Source organism: Gracilibacillus dipsosauri (assembly GCF_003176895.1).
In the GTDB taxonomy this organism is placed as follows: Bacteria; Bacillota; Bacilli; order Bacillales; family Amphibacillaceae; genus Gracilibacillus; species Gracilibacillus dipsosauri.
This window is the reverse complement of record NZ_QGTD01000011.1, coordinates 64,215-85,749: the sequence shown is the minus strand read 5'-3', so window position 1 is coordinate 85,749 and position 21,535 is coordinate 64,215. Positions and strand designations below refer to the sequence as shown.

16 protein-coding genes and 1 riboswitch are annotated in these 21,535 nt (G+C 37.3%); of the genes, 1 reads left to right on the top strand and 15 read right to left on the bottom strand.

The window, feature by feature from the left end; translation table 11 throughout:
* Positions 1 to 59 precede the first annotated feature (59 nt).
* The 12 genes from DLJ74_RS12520 to DLJ74_RS12465 form a co-directional block, all read right to left on the bottom strand.
* On the bottom strand, positions 60 to 1,622 hold the full coding sequence (locus DLJ74_RS12520; protein ID WP_109984725.1) for an arylsulfatase: 1,563 nt from the start codon (positions 1,620 to 1,622) through the stop codon (positions 60 to 62).
* A 19-nt stretch (positions 1,623 to 1,641) separates the two neighbouring features.
* On the bottom strand, positions 1,642 to 3,423 hold the full coding sequence (locus tag DLJ74_RS12515; protein ID WP_109984724.1) for a glycoside hydrolase family 2 protein: 1,782 nt from the start codon (positions 3,421 to 3,423) through the stop codon (positions 1,642 to 1,644).
* A gap of 276 nt (positions 3,424 to 3,699) precedes the next feature.
* Positions 3,700 to 5,547, bottom strand: a complete 1,848-nt coding sequence (locus tag DLJ74_RS20965; RefSeq protein ID WP_181397550.1) for a family 43 glycosylhydrolase — start codon at positions 5,545 to 5,547, stop codon at positions 3,700 to 3,702.
* A 383-nt stretch (positions 5,548 to 5,930) separates the two neighbouring features.
* On the bottom strand, positions 5,931 to 6,857 hold the full coding sequence (locus tag DLJ74_RS12505; protein WP_054860707.1) for an ArsR/SmtB family transcription factor: 927 nt from the start codon (positions 6,855 to 6,857) through the stop codon (positions 5,931 to 5,933).
* Positions 6,858 to 7,034: 177 nt separating this feature from the next.
* Complete coding sequence (locus DLJ74_RS12500; RefSeq protein WP_109984723.1) at positions 7,035 to 7,898, bottom strand: Cof-type HAD-IIB family hydrolase; 864 nt, start codon at positions 7,896 to 7,898, stop codon at positions 7,035 to 7,037.
* Positions 7,899 to 7,978: 80 nt separating this feature from the next.
* Positions 7,979 to 9,832 (bottom strand): glycoside hydrolase family 127 protein, encoded by a 1,854-nt coding sequence (locus tag DLJ74_RS12495; RefSeq protein ID WP_109984722.1) that lies wholly within the window; start codon positions 9,830 to 9,832, stop codon positions 7,979 to 7,981.
* 74 nt (positions 9,833 to 9,906) lie between these two features.
* Positions 9,907 to 10,755: a carbohydrate ABC transporter permease gene (locus DLJ74_RS12490; RefSeq protein ID WP_109984721.1), complete on the bottom strand. Its 849-nt coding sequence runs from the start codon at positions 10,753 to 10,755 to the stop codon at positions 9,907 to 9,909.
* Between the two features lie 119 nt (positions 10,756 to 10,874).
* Entirely contained in the window at positions 10,875 to 11,756 is an 882-nt protein-coding gene (locus tag DLJ74_RS12485; protein WP_109984720.1) for a carbohydrate ABC transporter permease, read from the bottom strand.
* 27 nt (positions 11,757 to 11,783) lie between these two features.
* Positions 11,784 to 13,058 (bottom strand): extracellular solute-binding protein, encoded by a 1,275-nt coding sequence (locus DLJ74_RS12480; RefSeq protein ID WP_245902331.1) that lies wholly within the window; start codon positions 13,056 to 13,058, stop codon positions 11,784 to 11,786.
* Between the two features lie 582 nt (positions 13,059 to 13,640).
* Positions 13,641 to 14,102: an SRPBCC family protein gene (locus tag DLJ74_RS12475; RefSeq protein ID WP_109984719.1), complete on the bottom strand. Its 462-nt coding sequence runs from the start codon at positions 14,100 to 14,102 to the stop codon at positions 13,641 to 13,643.
* Between the two features lie 338 nt (positions 14,103 to 14,440).
* Positions 14,441 to 15,580, bottom strand: coding sequence for an oligogalacturonate lyase family protein (locus DLJ74_RS12470; RefSeq protein ID WP_109984718.1), 1,140 nt, complete (start codon positions 15,578 to 15,580; stop codon positions 14,441 to 14,443).
* Between the two features lie 180 nt (positions 15,581 to 15,760).
* The gene (locus DLJ74_RS12465; protein WP_109984717.1) at positions 15,761 to 16,729 is read right to left on the bottom strand and encodes a ring-cleaving dioxygenase; all 969 of its coding nucleotides are present in this window, start codon (positions 16,727 to 16,729) and stop codon (positions 15,761 to 15,763) included.
* Between the two features lie 127 nt (positions 16,730 to 16,856).
* A riboswitch (TPP riboswitch) is annotated at positions 16,857 to 16,967 on the top strand.
* A 122-nt stretch (positions 16,968 to 17,089) separates the two neighbouring features.
* On the opposite strand from DLJ74_RS12465, the gene thiW reads away from it, so the two are divergent.
* A complete protein-coding gene (thiW, locus tag DLJ74_RS12460; protein ID WP_109984844.1) occupies positions 17,090 to 17,563 on the top strand; it encodes an energy coupling factor transporter S component ThiW in 474 nt (157 codons plus the stop codon).
* Between the two features lie 92 nt (positions 17,564 to 17,655).
* Here thiW and DLJ74_RS12455 read toward each other — a convergent pair whose 3' ends face one another.
* The 3 genes from DLJ74_RS12455 to helD all read right to left on the bottom strand — a co-directional run bounded on the left by DLJ74_RS12455 (position 17,656) and on the right by helD (position 21,525).
* Entirely contained in the window at positions 17,656 to 17,892 is a 237-nt protein-coding gene (locus tag DLJ74_RS12455) for a DUF362 domain-containing protein (protein WP_054788484.1), read from the bottom strand.
* A 329-nt stretch (positions 17,893 to 18,221) separates the two neighbouring features.
* A complete protein-coding gene (locus tag DLJ74_RS12450; protein WP_109984716.1) occupies positions 18,222 to 19,061 on the bottom strand; it encodes an aldo/keto reductase in 840 nt (279 codons plus the stop codon).
* Positions 19,062 to 19,164: 103 nt separating this feature from the next.
* Positions 19,165 to 21,525 (bottom strand): RNA polymerase recycling motor HelD, encoded by a 2,361-nt coding sequence (gene helD / locus DLJ74_RS12445; RefSeq protein WP_109984715.1) that lies wholly within the window; start codon positions 21,523 to 21,525, stop codon positions 19,165 to 19,167.
* Positions 21,526 to 21,535: the final 10 nt, after the last annotated feature.

The following is a 21,535-nucleotide window of genomic DNA, read 5'->3' as shown; positions in this document are numbered from 1 at the left end:
GTTAGCGTTTTCATAAATGGTAAAAAGAAATCCATCTAAATGAAGATGGAGTGTCAAGATCATGATGATTGATAAAGGTTCGTTTTCGGTCTTGGAGTAACATTTGTTCTATCTGCCCATTGTTTCCACATTGATGTTAATTTCTCCACTAGCTCTGGATAGATATCCGCTACATTCACCAATTCATTTCGATCATTTTCTATATTATAAAGCTCCCAATCTCTTTCTTTTATTTTCGATAGCTTCCATTTCCCATGTCTGATACCACAATGTTGCTCATGCTCAAAACAAAGTGTCCTTTGCTCTTCTTCCTTCCCAAGGAATGCAGGTAGCATACTTTTACCCTCCATTGGAAGAATTTGATGTCCTTCATATTTTTCAGGGTATTCTACCCCAGCAATATCAACCATTGTTGCCATAAAATCAATGAAATGACCTGGTCGATGATCAATCTCTCCTTGACGTGTGACAACCTTTGGCCATTGTGCAATTAATGGTGTACTGATTCCTCCTTCATGTCCATAATGTTTATAGAGACGAAGTGGTGTACTACATGCGCTTGCCCAGCCAGATCCATAGCTATGATAGGAATTTGGACCGCCCATTTTGTCTAAATCTCCTTTACGATGGAGGAAATTCGAGGTGGTGATCCAATTGTCGAATCCCCATGGGTCCCATTCACCACATGCACCGTTATCTGAACAAAATAAGATCAATGTGTTGTCTAACTCATTATTCTCTCTTAAGTCCTCTATCACTCTTCCAATATTTTGATCCATCCGGTCCACCATTGCTGCATATATTGCCATCCTTTTTGATAGATCCTTCTGGCGATCCGGATCAAGTGAATCCCACGAAGGAATAACACCATGAATCTCTCTGTCACGACTCCAGTATTCTGACCGCGGTGGTAACTTGGCATCCTCTGGAATAAGCTTTAGCTCCTTCAATCGATTAAAACGTTCTTCCCTAATTCTGTCCCAGCCTCTATCATACATTCCCTCGTATTTAGCAACATCCGCTTCAGGTGCTTGTAAAGGGAAATGAGGAGCATTATAGGAGAGATATAAAAAGTAAGGCTTATCATCCTTTCTAGAATCCTCCATAAAATCTAGTGCATAATCAGTAATAGCGTCTGTTGCATAAAACTCTCCATCTTTATACTGGTGCTGAGGTCTTCCTTCTGGTAATCGGGAATAATCCTTCTGATCCCAAAAACTCGTAAAGCCACCTAAAAGACCATAAAATTCATCAAATCCTTTTTTAATCGGACCCTGCTTCCCAACATGCCATTTACCCGCTAAATAAGTGTGATAGTCTCCACCCTTTAGTACTTGAGCAAGTGTCACACATTGATCCTTTAAAAACCCCCGATATCCAGGTGTTTCACGATCTTCAGTCATCTCTCCAACCCCTGCTTGATGTGGATAAACCCCTGTTAAAAGGGAGGCTCGGCTAGGACAACACCGAGCAGAATTATAAAATTGAGTGAATCGCAATCCATTGGAGGCAAGACTATCGATATTCGGTGTATCGATCTCCCCTCCAAAACAGCTTAAATCAGAATACCCTAGATCATCTGCAAGAATTAACACAATATTTGGTTTATTATTGGACGTCATTCTAATTCCTCCTAAATCATTAGGTATTTGGTTTTCTTTTCGCATCATTGACAGATTTAATCTTTTCTAAGGCGATTTTCGGAGTACGGTCTTCTCTCAATAAACCGTTCACCTCTTGTTGAACATCCGTTGTTTGCGTATAACAATAGCCACAAATGTATGGAATGGACTTAATAGCATCTGTAATATCTTGATATCTTTTTAGAAATTCCTCTTCAGTTTCTACTTGATTACCATATCCCCAGCCACTTTCATGGTTAAAGGCGATACCACCGTACTCTGTAATCATTATTGGCTGACCTTGGTAGCTATACCCCTCTGCAAACGCATATTTATGCTTATTGTGAGGAAGCTTATTTTCTAAGATCAGTTGCTTATCTTTATAACGCTGAGCGAATTCAGATCCGAGCTCTTCGTAATCATGAAGGGCGATAATATCGGAAACAGTATGCTCCCAGCCATCGTTGACAATTACCGGACGTTCCCCATCGATTGCTTTCGATAAGTAATAAATCGATTCCGTAAATGCCTGTTGTTTCTTATCGTTGAATATTTTTGGAACACCCCACGACTCATTGAAAGGAACCCACGTAATAATAGATGGATGATTATAATGCTGCTGCATGATTTCTAACCATTCTTTTGTAAAGTTCTCAATGGCTTGATCACTAAACTCATAGGTTGCAGCCATTTCTGACCAAACGAGTAACCCTTTTTTATCGCACCAATATAAAAATCGTTCATCCTCTAGTTTTTGATGCTTACGAACACCGTTGAATCCCATAGCCAAGGTTTTCTCGATATCTTCAATCATCGCTTCATCTGATGGAGGGGTAAGCATCGTTTCCTTCCAATATCCTTGATCTAGCAAAAGCTTCTGATAGATAGGCACATTATTTAAAAGTATCTGGCCATCTTTAATAGATATTTTCCTCATTCCAAAATAGGAATCCACCTCATCTTTAACAGATCCATTTACTGTTAACTGAAAAGTGACATCATATAAATTAGGATGCTGTGGTGACCAATAAAACACCTTCCATTCATGGAGATCAGACTGCAAATCTATCTCAAATCTTCCGCTTTCACGATCTGGTACAATGGACAACTGTTTTACCTTTTTCCCGTTAAAGTGGATCACAGCATCTAATCTCCAATTATCCTGCACCTTTCCATTCAATTTGTACTCCATCGCTACGGTATTTTTATCGATATTTGGGGTTATTTTTACGCTTTCCATATGTTCTTCTTCCAGAAATTCAAGCCAGACAGTCTGCCAAATACCGGTGTTCTGTACATACCAGCAACCAAAGTTTTCATCAATCCAACGCTGCTTTCCTCTTGGTTGCATACAGCTCTGACTATCTTCGACTTTTACAACGATTTTATTAGTTTTTGTTTCTTCAACTGCATGGCTTATATCAAAGGAAAAGGCCGAATTTCCGCCTGCATGCTCTCCGATGAAAATACCGTTGATCCACACCTTCGTTAAATAGTCAGCTGCTTGAAAACGTAAGATAACTTTTTTTCCTATTTGATCTTTAGGAATCTCAAATTCTCTTTGATACCAAACGTTGGGATGAAATGCTTCTTCCCCAATACCGCTTGCTTCGGTTTCATAAGTAAAGGGTACTTGAATATCTTTAGTAAAACTTGCCGCTTTGTACCATGACTCCTTTTCCCCAATATTTTCATCATCAAAATGAAAATTCCATTGGCCATTTAAATTCATCCAAGTATCCCGTTGAAATTGAGGACGTGGATATTCTGTTCTTTGATAAGTGGTTACATTTGTTGACATACTATTCTCTCCTTTGTTCCTTAATAATCAATACACCCATCAGATATTATTCTTTTTTTAAATAAGCAGTATTTATTTATTTTTATTCACTATTTCTGCTTTAATTCCTAATATCTGTTTATTATGTATAAGATTACGCTTTCAAATCCTAAAAGTCAATACTTAAATTTAATTTTTATAGTTTAATTCAAATTTTCTGTTTTAATAAATGAAGTGATATCACATCACCTAAAGAAGAAGAGACTAACTCAATAGTTAGTCTCTTCTCATCAATCATTAATCTAATGGATAAAACAACCACATTTGTGCTGGCCCACTAGGGAGATCTTCCCATGTACCTATATTCGCACCGCGATCAATACTCGCACCATCCACATCCAATGCTTTTCCATTAGCTACATTGATCAATTTATAATATTTATTACTTACTTTTTCTATACTCCACTTTTGTGCATCCGTTCCATTCCACGCTTGGAGGTTTACATTTACCCACGGTGCGGTCAGATCACCATCAACAGTTAAATATTTTCCACTGTTAGTATTTTTTACACTATACTTGCCGTCACCGACATCTGTCATTCTCCAACGTTGCGACAGAGTAACATCAGATCCATCCCATGTTCTAACATTATATGAACCATCCTCTACATCTAATACTTTCCCACCATTAGGATTTACTAATTTGTACTCAACCCCAGATTCTATTGAAAAATTAACCTCTCCAGAAATTTCGACATAATCAATTTCCACCACATGTTTTTTCTTCATGAATTTAATCGTGTTATCATACCCCTTATTAAGATCAACTTCCATTGTGACTTCTTCAAAGTTTTTCTTACCAGTATATGGATAGGTCAATATCGATACAGGTTGATCATTCACGTAGATATAATTTTCCGCATCAGGTCTAGCATTGTTGGCATATTTAACTGTTATGGTGTATGTCCCAGCTTCCGGAACATTCACATCCTCAATAAGTATGGAGCTATTTTTATTATTCAGTGTCACCGTTTCTTGGCCCGGTCGGTCGTTTACTTTTGCTTTGTTTATTATCCCATGCTCAGCCTCTATTTTATATTCCCCTGATGGAACATTCATTAATTCTGTTGATGGCTCACCAAAATTCGGTGTACCATCCTCGTTCCAACTGAATTTTTGGATCCTCGTCGGGCGAGCACTACACCCTTGCCCAGGAGCGCTGTTACCATGATAAACAATCCAGTCTTCCGTTCCGTCTTTAGATGGAACAAAAGAATTATGACCTGGACCGTAGACACTGTTTTTAATAGACTTCTTAAAAACTGGTTCCTTTGATTTGGACCAAGCGTGTGGGTCCAATAAATTACTATCCTCGGAAGCAGTTAATATTCCGATTGCATAATCATCCTCCCAACAAGCGCTACCTGAATAAACAAGATAAACTTTGCCATTTCGTTTTAAGATCACCGCCCCTTCATTTACATGCATGCCTTTCTTTTCCCAGTCATACTCTGGATAGGTTAGGATCACATTTTCACCATCTAATGTCCATGGATTAGACATAGGTGCAATAGCGACTGCACTACCATGCTCTCCCGACCAGTCACCATATGCCGCATACATGAAATATAACTTTCCTTTATGCTCAAAAACAGATCCATCAAGACCATCGTATTGTGTGTTGACCTTACCTTTCTCGATCCATTCTCCTTGAAGCGGGTCAGGTGAATCATTTTCTAGGACATACACGCCACGACACGCATCACCACAACCTGTATTAGCCGTGTAGTAAATGTACCACTTTCCGTTAATGTAATGGATTTCCGGAGCCCAAATGTCTTTTAAGTGATCCGGCTTCGTCCAGATTGTTTTTCGTTCACCAAGTTCGATCCCTGTCAGCGTTCTTGACTTCCAAATATCGATACGATGGCCTAAAGTACGCGTGAAATAATAGTATCCATCCGAATGCAGCATGACATACGGGTCTGCTCCCGCTGTATTAATTGGATTAGTAAATGTAGTAGTAGAAGCTTTTATTGATTTTGTTCCAGATTTACTTTTAGCAAAATAAGAGGATGCAATAAACAAGGACAACACAAGTAAAAACAAGGAAAGAATATAGGTTTTTTTCTTTATTGAATTCATTTTTATCATCTCCTTTAAAAAATATAATCCAAAGCAAATAGGGACAGAGCCATTTTTCCGTAATCAATCAAAATATCAAGGTATTCAAGTCCTTGTTTCATCACTCCCTTTCTCATTTAGCAATGGATGAAACAATTTTCCCTCCCTTTCATTCAATATTCATGTTTTTATACACATTAGCTGTTCATAGGTTAAAGAATACGCTTTCATTATAGATAAGTCAATGCTTGTTTTTACTAATCATTCCATTCGGATACAAGCTATTTCACAATAAAGGGAGGGCATTTTGAAATCTCAAGCAGAAAATAAAAAAACTAACACACTCTCAATGAAGGAAGAAATGCGTTAGTTTTCTTTGACCGAAGACCTCTTCTCGAATCACATTATTCGAACAGAATTTTCAGTTTAATATCCTGCTCATAATCACCGAACTCTTTTCCAAATATATTAATACCACCTTTATGAACCGCATCCTCTTTAATTCCAATTTTAAAGGTAATATAATCCTTATCTGATAGCGCTAAATCTGCTAATGTGGTATTAGATAAGTGAAAATCATCTATCATGGTAGTTTCATTTGAAATCTTCCATGTTTTTAATGTTCCATATTGAGTACTTGTAGTATCTTTCCAATAGGTTGGATTCAGCTTTCCTGGCCGATCCCCATAATCACCTGGACTAGTCCATGTACCTATATCGACATTATTTACCCAGACCGTGATATCTGAAGGCCAATTAGGATCATAATTAGGTGCTTCAGAGCATAATTCTAGCGAAAACTGAATTTCTTTTATGACAGAATCAGGATGAATCACGATAGGGAATTTATACTCTAGAAATCCTTTTCGCGTCCAGATAATTTGAGCCTGAATTCTTTCGGGATTATGAAAGTAAACCGGGGAATCTTCCGGAATTAAAAACCTTTCATGGTTTGCCATCCCACAAGTAGGTGCTACTTGAAAGTCCACATACTGCCCAATAGGCATTTCAATTTCGTATGTTTTTAAATCACTTGCAGACGACTTATGTAGACTGTTCAAAACAATATGTACGTCATCAAAATTGCGGGTACACACCTTCATCGCACCTCTACTAGCTGGCCTTAATTCAGTCAAGATAAGATTTGCTTCTTCTAATACTCTGACGTGCGAAGCAGCTGTAGAGATCGGTATATTTAAAGACTCCGCTAGCTGATGTATGTTTAAATTTCCTTTATTTAATAATTCAAGAATACTAAGTCTTACCTTCGAGGATAATGCATGTGTTACTTTACTTAATTTTTCTGGTTCATTAATAGAAAGCTCCAACAATTCTAACCCCTCCCTAAACAGTTTGTTCCCAATTAGTATTAAGTCTATCATAAATATAAACAAAAAAAATGTTTTTATCTAGTGTTTATATAAAATTCTAGTATTTGGTTTAAATTTTTTAATTTTTATTAAAAAAATCAAGCGATGGCTCGATCACTTGATTTTTGAAGCTGGCTACTATTTGTTTATTGAAAAGTATTCTTGCAAGTATTTTCTTACTCCGTCTTCCTCATTCGTAAATGCAGTGATCTCTTTTACGATTTCCTTCACTTGATCTGTTCCGTTTTTCATAGCAACTGGGTAACCAATATAACGCATCATCGGCAAATCATTATTACTATCACCTATTGCCATCGTATCCTCTGGAGCTATGTTGTATAATTCCAGCAGTGCTTTAATTCCGGTAGCCTTGTTTACTCCTGCTACCATTACTTCCACATTATGATAGGAAGAGGAGGAGGTTGTAAAATCCTCTTCTTTTTTCATTCTTTCTAGCTCCTGAATCCAAGCATCCATTTGCTTATGTTCTGTACTAAAACAATATATCTTGGCATACTTTTGCTCAGGTATTTTTTCAACCCAAGCAATGTCTTCAGCTATAGCGGCTTCTCTCTCTAACCATTCATTTATTCCTACTTCCTCCGGCTTGTCTTTTTCGATCATATCCTTCATATAAGATTGATCCTGCTTCAAGCTCAGGCGCTGACCGTCATTCGGATGTACTTCATAATAAATCCCATGCTCTCTGGCAGATAAAATAACATTCTGAACAAGGTCTGTGGACAAGCTATGTTCTACCAATTTTTTTTCTTCTACGTAAGTAATCATTCCATTTGCTGTTACAAATCCATCTAGTTCTAAATCCTTCGGAGCAGAATCATAAATCTCATTCAACGATCTACCAGTGACAATAAATACTCGGATCCCTTTCTCTCTGATGACTTGTATTACATCAATCGTTTGTTTTTTTAATTCATTTTTATTATTTAGTAATGTGCCATCCATATCTAAACAAATAGCTTTAGGCATAAAAAAAGACATCAAAATATCCCCCTTTCAACACAATATCCATTATAGCACAGAGATAATTAATAGGGGGACTCATCGTTTAATAAGCAGTTTTATATTCTATGATTCAACCAAACACGCATTTGACCATTACCTCTATTATTCCAACTGTAATATGGCACTGCTTTGATATCAATTGGTATTAAATCAGGTTTATTGCTGTGATATAAGGGTTCCTTTAAGCATTCATCCTTCACGTATAACGCATTACTCTTTATGACAATCACTCCGCTAAGAATCGATTCATCAAATTTTGTGGTGAAATGTGATGAATCGGATAAAAAAATTCTTTCTAAATCTCTATTGAGGTGATCCACACCTTCAAACGCATAGACTAATGGACCGTTTCGCAAAGCTACTTTACCAACATTTTCTCTAACTGCTGGAGAAGAATAGACTTTTTCTACTTCCATATGTAGATCAAGCGTTATCCGGTCTTCTGCATGCCATACTCTGTTTATTTTTACATAACCATTTTCCGATTGATATTCCTCTAATAGTTCCCCATTGAGCAGTAGCCTATATTGATTGCACCAACCTGGTAATCTTACAGCTAATTCAAACGATGACTCACTTTGGAGATCGAACTGCAGATCAATCTTCCCATCCCATGGGTAATTCGTTTTTTGTGTAATAGACACCTGCTTTTCATTCCATGTCACATTAGATTTACTATGGATAAACTGATTAATATAAAGGGTATCATTACTAACACTATACAGATAATTCACAATCGAAGGTATAAATCTAGCTAACTGAGTTGGGCAACACGAAGTGCCAAACCATTCTACTCGATGATGCTGTCCATTCGAGGCGAGTGGATTATCATAAAAAAATTTCCTTCCATCAAGAGATACACCACTCAAAAGTCCATTATATAGCTCGGTCTCAACAATATCCGCATATTTGGCATCCTCATATAATAGATTCATTCGATGATTCCAAAATATCATTCCTGCAGATGCACAGGTTTCACAATAGGCAGTTTCATTTGGCAAATCATAATCCTTCGTAAAACCCTCATTATGATGAGAAGAGCCAATCCCCCCTGTAATGTACATATTTTTAGTGATCACATTTTCCCATACTCTATCTAAAGCAGCTAAATAATCTTCCTTTTCTGTTAAGCGGGCAACCTCAGACATAGCGGTATACAGGTACATCGCCCTCACCGCATGCCCCTTGACTTTTTCTATTTCACGTACTAACTGATCATCTTGACAATATGCTGGGCCCCAATCTTCTTTATTCCAAATCGCACCTTCCCCAAGCCCTCTTCCTCTTTGCTCCAATAACCATATTGCCAAATCTAGATAACGCTTTTCACTCGTTTCTTGATAAAGCTTCGTTAGGGCAAGTTCGATTTCTTCATGGCCAGGAACCCAGTGTCGTTTACTTGGGCCAAAAATGGTATCATAATGATCTACCAATCTGCAAGCAACCCCCAATAGCTTATCTTTTCCAGTAGCGTGCTTATAGGCAATAGCTGCTTCTATTAAATGGCCTCCACAATACATTTCATGTTTGTCCATATCTGTCCATTTATTCTCTGGCTCTACTAAAGTATAATAAGTCATGAGGTAGCCATCCTCCTCTTGCGCACTTGCAATTCTATCAATGATATCATCCGCTTCACATTCAAGTTCTGAGTCATATTGATTAGCTAAGGAGTAGGCGACCCCTTCTAACACCTTATATACATCGGAATCATTGAAAAAAATCCCTTCAAAATCACCGCTCATTAACCCACCAGCTTTTGAGAAATTATCAATTCTGCCCGTTTGCCAGCACTTATCTAGAGAGGCTCGTAATGTTGTTTTTTGGTGGTCATAAAATCGGTCTTTCCAAAAACCATCTAGGATGGTGACATTCGTAAATGATACTTCTGAACATCTTGTTTGTTTCATGCTTTATTCCCTACCTTTCAAATAACAGCGAGATGGAAGGAAATCGGCTACCAGCCACCGATCTCCTTAACTAATTAACCTTTTAATCCTGTAAAACTTACACCCTTTACTATCTGTTTTTCAAATAGTAAAAAGGCAATAATGACAGGGATCGATGCGATAGCATTGACGGTCATCGGTAACATATAACTAGAGGAATAAGTAGAATTAAATGTTGGAATTCCTACTGGCAAGGTATATAATTCCTCAGAAACGATAGCTAGAAAAGGCCACAAAAAGTTATTCCAGGATCCAATAAAAGTGAAAATAGCTATTGCAGCAAGAGCAGGTTTGGCTAAAGGAAGCACAATATTCCAAAATAAACGCCAGTTGGAGCAACCATCAATTCTAGCACTTTCCATTACCTCGTGCGGGACACTATCAAAAAAGCTCTTTAATATGATTACACCAATTGGGGAGGCAATCATAGGTAAAATCAATCCAGCATAGGTATCTAGCATATTCATACTTTTTACAATCTCAAAGAGTGGAATAATCGTAGCCTCCCCTGGGACCATCATTCCAGCCAAAAAGAATAGAAAAATTGGAGTCTTATAACGAAATTGCATTTTCGATAGTGCAAAAGCAGCTAAGGAAGTAATAATTAATGTTAATACTGTTGTGATTACACCAATAATTACACTATTCCACAGCCAGAGAAGCACATCACTTTCCATTAAAATCTCCGTATAATTAGCAAAGGTATATGGTGGAGTAAACCAATCTAATGGATTGGCGACAGCCATATTTTTTGGTTTTAACGAAACAAATAGCATCCAAATGATCGGAAAGATAAATAGTAAAGCCACAACTAAAGCAATGATAACCTTTAATAAACGGAGTGGATCACGATTCCGTTCTAGTAGTGCATTAGGGGTACTCATAAAAATTCTCCTTTCTTTAGAAAAACTCGCATTCCTTATACTTAGAGTTAATGTGTTTGTCTTAATTTCCCATTATAGATGCAGTGCATTGCTGACTTACTGAAGTTTTGCCAATCTATTTAAATCATTCGCCCTCCTTGACCTCCTGCACGAATTTGAATAATAGATAATACTAACAGGATAAAGAACAGAACATAGGACATAGAAGCAGCATAACCAAGGTCATATCTCTCAAATCCCATCTCATAAATGTACTGTATGAGTGGCCTTGTGGAAGTCCCGGGTCCTCCATCTGTAATTAATAGAATTTGAGCAAATACTTTGAATGAGCTAAGAACCTGTAGCAACAAAATCACCCTTGAAATCGGTATAAGCTGTGGCAATGTAATCGATTTAAACATTTGCCAGCGAGTGGCACCATCTATTTCTGCCGCTTCATACAAGTGATCAGGAATGTCTTGTAAAGCTGTTAAAAACAAAATCATATTAAAACCCACTGTCCACCATAACGTAACCCCGACAATACTTACCCATGCCAATACAGGATTACTTAACCAAAAAGGCTCTGCATCTATTCCAAATAACTGAATGAAGTTGTTAAGGAAACCATTATAAGGTTGTAATATAAAAATCGCCAAGAAAGAAATAACGGAAACCGATAATATACTTGGGAGAAAATAAGCACTGCGAAATAATGTCTTTAATTTCGAATTTAAATTTGCTAGTAAAGCTAACAAAAGTGCTAGTATGATCATTCCTGGGGTTGATAGGATGACAAACAATGTCGTATTCCATAACGATTGCCAGAAGTCTATATCTGTAAACAAAGCAATATATTGGCTAAACCCTGTGAATTCACCTTTTTCTATTAACGACCAATTAAAAAAGCTCATTTGTAAACCTTTAAAGATTGGAAATATCGTAAAAATTACATAAGCTAGAAAAAAGGGTAACAAGAACAAACCAGCATAAAGGTCCTTTTTCCATAATGATTTTTTCATTCGTTTTCTTCTCCTTTCAACTAAAATTTACTTCTTCACGAGGTTCTCTAAATCTTTAATCAGTGTGTCAATCACTTTTTCTGTAGATTCTCTGTTTGTCCAGGCTAAATCCAGATTTTGTTCAAAGACTCTTTTAGACATATCTCCATAGGCTGTCTTGTTTGGTAGAGCAACATATTCTGCTACTTTTGCATAATCAGATCGATAAGGAAGATCTTGAAACTCTTGTGACTCTACAACCGATTTCTTTGCTGGAATATGACCTGCTTCCGCCCAATCAACCCCACGGTCTGTTACGAAATCCATAAACTTTACAACAGCGAGTTGTTTCTCTCTAGTCGTATTTTCCTTTATTGGCATAATTAGTGTGTGGGAATCTCCCCATGTTGCTTTTTGCTCAAAAAGGTTCGGTAAAGGCAGCGCAGTAAAATCTAACCCTTCCGTTGTTTCCCAGATTCCAGTCGCCCAAACCCCTGTTGTCATGGTAACTGCTCGACCTGTTTGAAAATCCTGATAAAAATCGGCAAGGTTTAATGGGACAATCTCATGCTCATGAAAGAGAGAACGCACATAGTTCGCCGCCTTAATCGCTATTTCTCGATCGATTGTTACATCTGGACTGGACAGATCCCCTGAATAAATTGGTGACCCTCCCATTTGAAAGTAAAATGCCCACCACATACGAAATGGGTCTGCGCCAGCATTACTAATCGCTAATGGTATTTTATCCGGTAGCGCTTTCTTTATTTTGAGCAGAAAATCGATATACCCTTCAGGTGTTTCTTCCATTATGATGTTTCCATTTTCATCTAACACTCCCGCTTGGGCTGCAAGATCATTATTTACATACATAATAAATGGATGTGTATCAATCGGAACACCGTAATGCTTCCCATTCAAATTAGTTCCTTCGACTAGATTTTTAGTGAATTCATTAAAATCGAGCCCTACCTCTTCTGCAAAATCATCAATTGGCTCTGTTAACCCCCGACTGTTAAGTTCAGGAATTTTAGAAGTATGCGCTATTGCTACATCCGGTCCTCGATTGGCAGCAACACTAGTTACCAGTTTGGTATAGTAATCACTGTTTCTTATCGCCGGCATATTGACAACAATCTCATCTTGACTGTTATTAAACTCCTCTACTATTTCTTCCATAAAACTGAGATCACCTCCACCAAACAATGTCCAGAAGTCTAATTCAATTTTGGCATTATTATTCGTTTCACTGTCTGAGGAGCACGAAGCTAACACAAAAAGAAAGAAAGGTAAAATCAGCATCAGTTTGAAAATTTTATTCATTTTTTCTCCTTTCCTTGTAACGAAAAAAAGGGTAAATCGTTACAATTTTTGTTTTATTACAAATTATATGTAACATTAGTAAAATAATACGCTTACATTTTTAATATGTCAACATTATTTTATCTCATTTGTGTTTTATTACACATTTTATGTTTTTATTGGAGCAAACAGGGAAAATATATGTTTCCATCTAATCTCTGAGATTTAAATCTATCATTAGAAGGGAAATAATTATCAGGGGACTTTAGAAAATTAATTGGATTAAAAGGCGGAAAGGGTAACCTATGGATATCGGTATCAGAGAAAATAGATTATAGTCTACAATTTCAATAAAAAACGACCTAAATCTAATTTTCATTAGACTTAGGTCTTCTTATATCCATGTGTAGCTTGAGGGAATAGTGAGTAACTCCATTCCAAAGTATTTGAATATTTGATCTGGGTTTTTCGATTTATACAAACATTTTGAACAGAACAGCTTTTCAACTGACAGGTGTAACTGAACCAACTGTATGCGTGGTGAGCAATATTTTTATCCCTTAAAGTGGCTTCTTTCAGGTCAAAAGTCACTAATTCTTCACATTAAACGTGAGCATCAGGGGCTTTGTCAGCTACAACAGCCAGAATGATGTTATGCTCAAGAAGTGCTTTTAACGCGCAGAGCACCATCGTGTATCCCCCCATTGAATCAATGGCATTGTTTACCATATCATCTCCGTTGCCTGCAAACCCTGAGTTTGTAATTGAAACAAATGTTTCATTTTCATTTCGCGGGAAAAACGACCACTCGGTTTTTGTGTTGTCCGATGATTCGATCCGAATCAGTTTGTTTTGCTTAATTTCTTTTACATATAGATCATCAGAAACGCCGTACATCTCCCATTCCCATCTAATATGCTTTCCCTCCTCTAATCTTCCACTACTTTTGGTGAACCAAAACTTTGTAGTAATTTCCGGGTTAATAAAAGCTTCAAATACTTCATCAACTGGTCTCCGAATTAGCATTTCTGATTTAACAGTCGGGATATGATTCAATGTTACCATCTTATTTCTCCTTCCTCTTTCTAGCTTCATTCCTTATTTTATTACTTTTAGTATCAATCTTAAGTTTATCATATATGACTGATAAGTATTTCTTTCCGATTGCTTAAAAGTTCATTCTCTATTAAATTCTTGCATAACACATTGGTGTGTATAGATAATCTAAAGTATTGGGAACAACAAGATCTAATTTATAAGGAAAATCGATATTGGATCAGACTTCAGCTTAACTAAGTAATTCATATTCGTTATATATACAACTTTATTTTATTGTTACTATTAAAATACCCTTTGGACAAAAGGATATCCAAAGGGTAAAACGTCGCGATTATATTTCAAAGCTACACATAATCCGGCAGTTCATTTGCATCATCTGGAACATCTACAAGATAAAGATTTGCATAGCCGTTTCGGTCGCTTGTATAAAGTAATTTCTTCCCGTCTGGTGTAAACCTAGGGTGTGCATGAACCTTTTGTACATGAAAGCTACATCTATGCTCACAAAGAACCTTTGGTTTAGAAAATCCATCCTCGTTCTTGTACCATATAATGATATTCTTTAAAGGGGCTCTACCATCTACCACTATTTTTGAAAAATCATTCGAAAAGGCATGCCAATTTACAAAATTAAACTCAACTTCTTCTTCTTCCGTATGATCATATTTAATTTTGCCAAAGAAGCCTGTCCGATCTTGCCTAAATCCATGATAGCCAATTGTTTCTCCATCCTGATACCAATATTCATGTCCAATCATTTCGTCCTCTTCTTTTCTCTCTCTAATTTTCCACACATCCAAAGACTCGATATTAAGTACCCAAATACGATGATCCACCAAATTCCATGGTCCCTCATGGCAAAACGTAATTAATTCTTTTTTTGTTGGAGAGGTATTAATATGGGTAATGAAGTTATCTTCTTGATACACTACTGTTACCTCATTTGTTTCGAGAGAAATCTTGATGATTTGAGATTTTGGTCTTGCTTCCATTAATGCACGATGACCAATATAGCCATTCCCTAGATCTGTATAAACCTTATCTGAGAGATCCTCTCTCTTACAAGTAATTAAGTATTTTCCGTCTGCCGTACAATTTAGGTTTCCACCTAACCATGAGCTTAATTCTTCATATATTACTTTTTCTTTCAAAGTATTTAGATCTAATTCTATTATCTGCTGATCTTTACGAAAGTAAACTCTCGTTTCATCAGGATGTAAACATGGTGAAAGTCCTTCATAGGTTTTATCATGATCAGTCAATTGGGTAATTACACCTGTTTCTATACAGATGCTGAATAAATCTGTTTTATTATTACGATCTGAACAAAATAATAGTTTACGACCTTCGTCATACCAGCCATTCTCCGTAAAATAAAAATGATGACTATGTCCAGTATAGCTTGTTAGCTGGAGAGTAGATATACCAGTAATTCTATCTTGAAATTTCCTCCATTCCGGTTGCCACTCTTTTCCCTTCCCCATCTTCTCATCTCCTTTTTTCTTCTACAATATAAAACATTTACATTTACAATAGCTTACTAACTCTTAATGAACAATGATCCGATTATATATTAACTATACTATTCAGCCAAAAAGAAAAAAGCACCTGATTAGAGGTGCTCATATAACCAATCTATTTCCGTTATCGATCTACCATTTGTCCTATTTTGTATCCAATGGCTCTAACCTCGATTCAATCTCTTCTCGACGGTCTTCTAAAAATGGAGGTAAAGCTAAAGATTCACCCAAATGCTCCGTTTCTTCATCTGTAGCAAACCCTGGTCCGTCTGTAGCCAACTCGATTAAAATACCATTTGGCTCTCGAAAGTATAAGGATTGAAAATAGTATCGATCCACCAATCCTGAGTTTGGTAGTCGTTCCCTTCGAATTTTTTCGTGCCATTTTTCCAATTCTGCTCGGTTGTCGACTCGTAATGCTACGTGATGCACACTTCCACGTCCAGGTCTTTCTTTCTGCAAATCTGAGCTTAGCTCTACATGCAATTCTGCCCCAGTTCCACCTTCTCCAGTTGAGAAAACTTCTACATCTGGCATCCCTTTATTACGAGAAGGGTAGCTTCCAACTTGGCGAAAACCTAATAATTCTGTTAATACTCGTGCAGTAGGGGAGATATCTGGAACGGTTAATTGAACAGGCCCAAGACCTGTAATCGCTTTGTCTTGTGGAACTGCACTATTTGTCCATGGAATACCAGAAGCTACCCCTTGGTTGGTCTGATCTGACACTAAAACTAATCGTTGGTTTTCATGATCACGAAATCGAATTACCTTTCTCCCAAATTGCTCTCCCATTCCCTCATGATTCACTTTAAATTGCCGAAAACGATCTAACCAATAGGCTAGAGCTTCATCATCTGGTACCCTTAAAGAAGTTTGTGAAATACTTTGATTCCCAGTATAGGTGTGTCCTGCTCTTGCTATTTCAAAAAAGGTAAGATCTGTACCAGGACTTCCTTGTTCATCGGCATAAAATAAATGATACATACTGGGGTCATCCTGGTTTACCGTTTTCTTTACTAATCTCATCCCAAGCACGCTAGAATAAAAACGATAATTGTCCTTAGCATTAGCAGTTATTGCTGATACATGATGGATACCTTTTAATTCCATGTTATCACCCCTCCACGTTGTTCTATTCTACAATTATATGACAAAATATCTCGAATTCAAAGTAATTAGCATCACCTATTGACTTTTCACCCACTTATGATAAAATTTTCATTAAATTCTATACGTGTATAACTACTAGGGGTGCCAATGAATGGCTGAGAGAGAAGCACATGTGCTTTTCAACCCTTAAGGACCTGATCTGGTTTATACCAGCGGAGGGAAGTAGCTGATCTTACTATTGGTATGTGAAGCCAGGTCCATTTTGGAGCTGGCTTTTTATATTTTCCCTCTACTACCGTTTTCTATACACAAAAATAAGGGGAGAATATTGTGAAAAAAAGAACATTAATACTTACAACGATGGCAGTATATGTCGCGGTTGGAACGATTGGATCACAGTTTTTATGGTTTCCAACTGGCATCGCCAAAGCCTATCCTGTTCAACATGCCGTTAACGTGATGGCAGCCGTAACTCTAGGGCCAATTCCGGCTTTATTGATTGCATTTGTGATCGGTCTATTGAGAAATCTTCTTGGACTAGGTACACTATTAGCATTCCCAGGTGGGATGATTGGTGCATTACTTGCAGGAATTCTTTATCGACTAACAAGTAAGAAACAAATGGCAGCAGTTGGAGAAGTGATAGGTACAGGTGTTGTTGGTTCCTTTCTATCTGTCCCATATGCTTATCTCCTTATGGGCACTTCTGTTGGGGCACTTGCCTTCCTACCAGGCTTTTTAGTAAGTAGTGTCACTGGTGCTTTAATTGGACTTTTGATTCTATCAAAGATAAAAACTACGAATCTGTTACACCAACCACTATCCTCTAAGTAAAGAAAATGCGACCATGCTTATGATGGTCGCATTTTGCTATTACTACGTTAGAAACTCGTCCTTTTTAACGAATAAGTTAGCTTTTTAATTTTCTAACGTGCAAAATATGCCTCTGCTTTTTCCAAGAAAACTTCCTGTTCAGGAGTAAGATCATACTCCTCTTCGATGGCATCCACTGGACAGACAGCTTTACATGCCCCACAGTCAATACACACATCAGGATCTATATAAAATTGATCTGGACCTTCTACAATACAGTCAACTGGACAAACAGTAGTACATTCACCAGCTTTTTCTGCCTGACAAGGTTCCGTTATTACAAAAGCCAATTCGAAACCCCCTTAAGTGTTTAAATCTATTAACTACGATATCTTATCTTCCTAGCATTTTGCAAGAAAAAGCGCCTGGGACAAAAGATTAGTAAGAAGGAAAAAATCCGAACGTTAATATTTCTGCACTGCAATCGCTTCGTCAAAATACTTCGCTTTCCGTGCGCACGGCGATCTGCTAACTTTGCAAAGAAAACCGCTTTGCAAAGTGGATCTTCAGCTCGTGCTGTTCCCACTGGAGTCTACGTATTTTGACTACGCGTAGTCAGAATATTGTTCGGATTTTGATTCTCTCTATTTAGTTATGTCCCAGCATCTTTCTTTTTTTATTATCTCTTATCAAAATCATCTGGGTCTGGTCCGATACGCTCTTCCTTATTCAGATCAGCAATTAATTTCATCTCTTCTTCTGATAATTCAAAATCGAACACATCGGCATTTTCATGAATACGATGTTGTTTCACCGATTTCGGAATTGTCACAACCTCTTTTTGTAGATCCCATCGTAAAATAACCTGAGCGGTTGATTTTCCATGATGCTTCGCAATTTTAGTTATCGTCTCATCAGATAAAATTTGACCTTGCTTTAAGGGAGACCATGCCTCTAGCTGTATGTTGTGCTTTTTACAAAATTCATGTAAGCTTTTTTGTTGTAGATGTGGATGGAATTCTACTTGATTTACCATCGGCACAATCTTTGCCTCAGTTAATAAATCCTCCAAGTGATGCTCTTTGAAGTTACTTACACCAATAGCACGAATTTTGCCATCCTGATATAGCTTTTCCATCGCCTTCCATGTTTCCTTGTATTTATTTTGCTTTGGTACTGGCCAATGGATTAAATATAAATCTAAATAATCTAAACCTAATTTTTGTAACGTCGTTTCAAAAGCTTGTAACGTTTCTTCATAGCCTTGATCTTTGTTCCAAAGCTTTGATGTGATAAATAGTTCTTCGCGAGGAATTCCTGATTCTTTTATGGCCTGTCCTACACCTTCTTCATTTTTATAGACGGCGGCAGTATCAATACTCTTGTAGCCATGTTCGAGAGCCCATTTTACAGAATTAATGACTTCTTCTCCATCTTCCACTTGGAAAACACCAAGACCAAACCAAGGCATTTCTACCCCATTGTTTAACGTTGTGGTGGATTGTAAACTTTTCACCATTTTCATTCCTCCCTTTGTTTCACTACGATATTATCTTCCCACAAAATGCTCGATAATGAAAATAAGTAGCTCAACTTAAATAGTGACCGTTTTGAAACGATCACTATTTTTTCGCCATAATCTCGTGAATTTTATAATGCTTGAATCTTGCTTTAGGTACTTCATCTATAAAACGGCTTGGGCGTCCAATAGAAAATAGTGCAAGCTCATGCATTGCTCTCGTGCATGCTGTATAAAACAGATTTCGATCTAAGGCGTGATGGAAGTTTTTGTCAGAAGCATTGCTCAGAATAACAGCATCAAACTCTATTCCCTTTGCAAGATATGCGGGAATAATCACAATTCCTTTACTAAAGGTATGTGCTTCTTGTGTCATTAAGCTGACAGGAATGCGATGACGTAGTCTTTCGTGTAATTGCTGGCATTCCTCCATGGTCTTACCAACAATGGCAATCGTCTCATGGCCCTGATCCCGAAAGAGTCGTATTTGTGAAATCATTTTTTCTTCTGCCATTTCATTTTGTTCAACTTCCATTAGAATAGGAAGATTCCCCTCTCTTTCGAAGGGTTCAATCAAATCACCATTAGGCATAAAAGCTTTCGTAAAAGATACAATCGGTTCTGTTGATCGATAGCTTTTCGTCAATACAATTCTTTCATGCTTTTCCTCTAATTTCTCAGATAGCAACGTCTCATTTTCTAGTGCATGAGCATAGATTGCTTGATTAATATCTCCTAATAAGGTCATCCTGCTAACAGGAAACATTTTTTTCAATAAAGCAAATTGAAATGGCGTGTAATCTTGTGCTTCATCAATAAACAAGTGCTGGATCGTACGTTGTGCGTTGAAACCGAGCAGACTTTTTTCGAAATAAATATATGCTGGAGCATCCTCCCATGTTAAAAATTTCTTCTTTAAATGATTATCTGTTAATCGGCATATTTCCTCCCAATGTGATGGAAGGGAAATGTTCTCCTTAACTTGGAAAGAAGGTTGAAATAATTTTCGAAATGTTTTTAATGGGTCAACAAAAGCCAATTTTCTTATTTTGAGACGAAGTGGTCTTAATTTACTTGCTACCACCCTTTTTCTTAATAGTGCCTCTTCCCGTTCATAATCATCAAAGGTATCCTCTGTGAACCGATTTTCTTCCTGTAATGTATGGTGGACATCGACATAATCTTCTTTTTCCAGCAATTCACTTTCCTCAAGTACCCAATCCTTTTCTCTTTCGTATTTTTCAACTTTTTTTAACTGATGTAATAACCAGTTAGCAACTTTTTCCAAACGTTCTGGAATAGAAAGGTTGGATTCTGTTCGATAAAAATATTGTTCGATTGCCTTCTTAGGAATAATAATCTGGCCACGAAAAGTAATATTTCGAAAAACTAAACCATTGCTTGCTAGCTGTGCTAAATAGTCATCGATCACATGCTTATAGGATAGACTAGCTTTATAATGCATTGCCTCTACTCTTGCTGTATAATTATCACCCTTTTCCTGCAAATAGTACTCCATTTGCTCAAAAGGGGTTTCTAGTTGAAAACTATCATTTAACTGTAGGTGTAAGTATTGATAAAAAGTCATTTGCTGCATATTATCCTCACCTAGCTCAGGCAATACTGTCGCAACATAGCTATTGAACAATGGATTCGGCGAGAATAGGACAATCTGTTCTGAGGTTAAGGTCTCTCGATAACGATATAGAAGATAGGCCACCCTTTGTAATGCGGCAGATGTCTTACCACTTCCAGCAACTCCTTGTACGACTAATACCTTACTTCTCTCGTTACGAATAATTTGGTTCTGTTCTCGTTGAATAGTGGCCACAATGCTTTTCATTTTTGTGTTTGCCTGATTCCCCAATACAGACTGTAATAAATGATCTCCTATTGTGAGACCAGTGTCAAACATTCCTTTTAGTTCGCCATTTCTTATCATATATTGACGTTTTAGTGTTATTTCCCCGGAAATATTTCCTTGAACTGTGTCGTAATTTGCTGGACCTGGAGGAAAATCGTAATACATACTCGCTATTGGAGCTCTCCAATCATAGACTAGGAAATCATTTTCTTCTTTATCCAAAACAGAGGCAAGCCCAATATAAATTGGCAGCTCCTTCTCTTCTCTCTCTGGTCGAAAATCAATCCGTCCGAAATAAGGGGTATCCTTCAAACGCTCTAAAATATCTAGTCTTTCGCTTACCTGCCCATGGCTCCGCTCACGTTCGGAGAGGAATTCTGCTTGCTGCTTTATACTTGCTTCTGTTTCAATTTTATCATCCATTTCTTCTATATTAACGGTAACGTCTTCCCAGAAATCACGACGAATATCGATCACGTCTTTTTTTAGCTGCTTCGCCTTTGTTTGTAAAAGATTAATTTTGCGTTTAATTTCCGCTACTACTTCATCGACTCTTTTTTGTTCCTGTATTCGTTCATGCTTTTGTCTATCTTCCGTCATTTTTTCACCT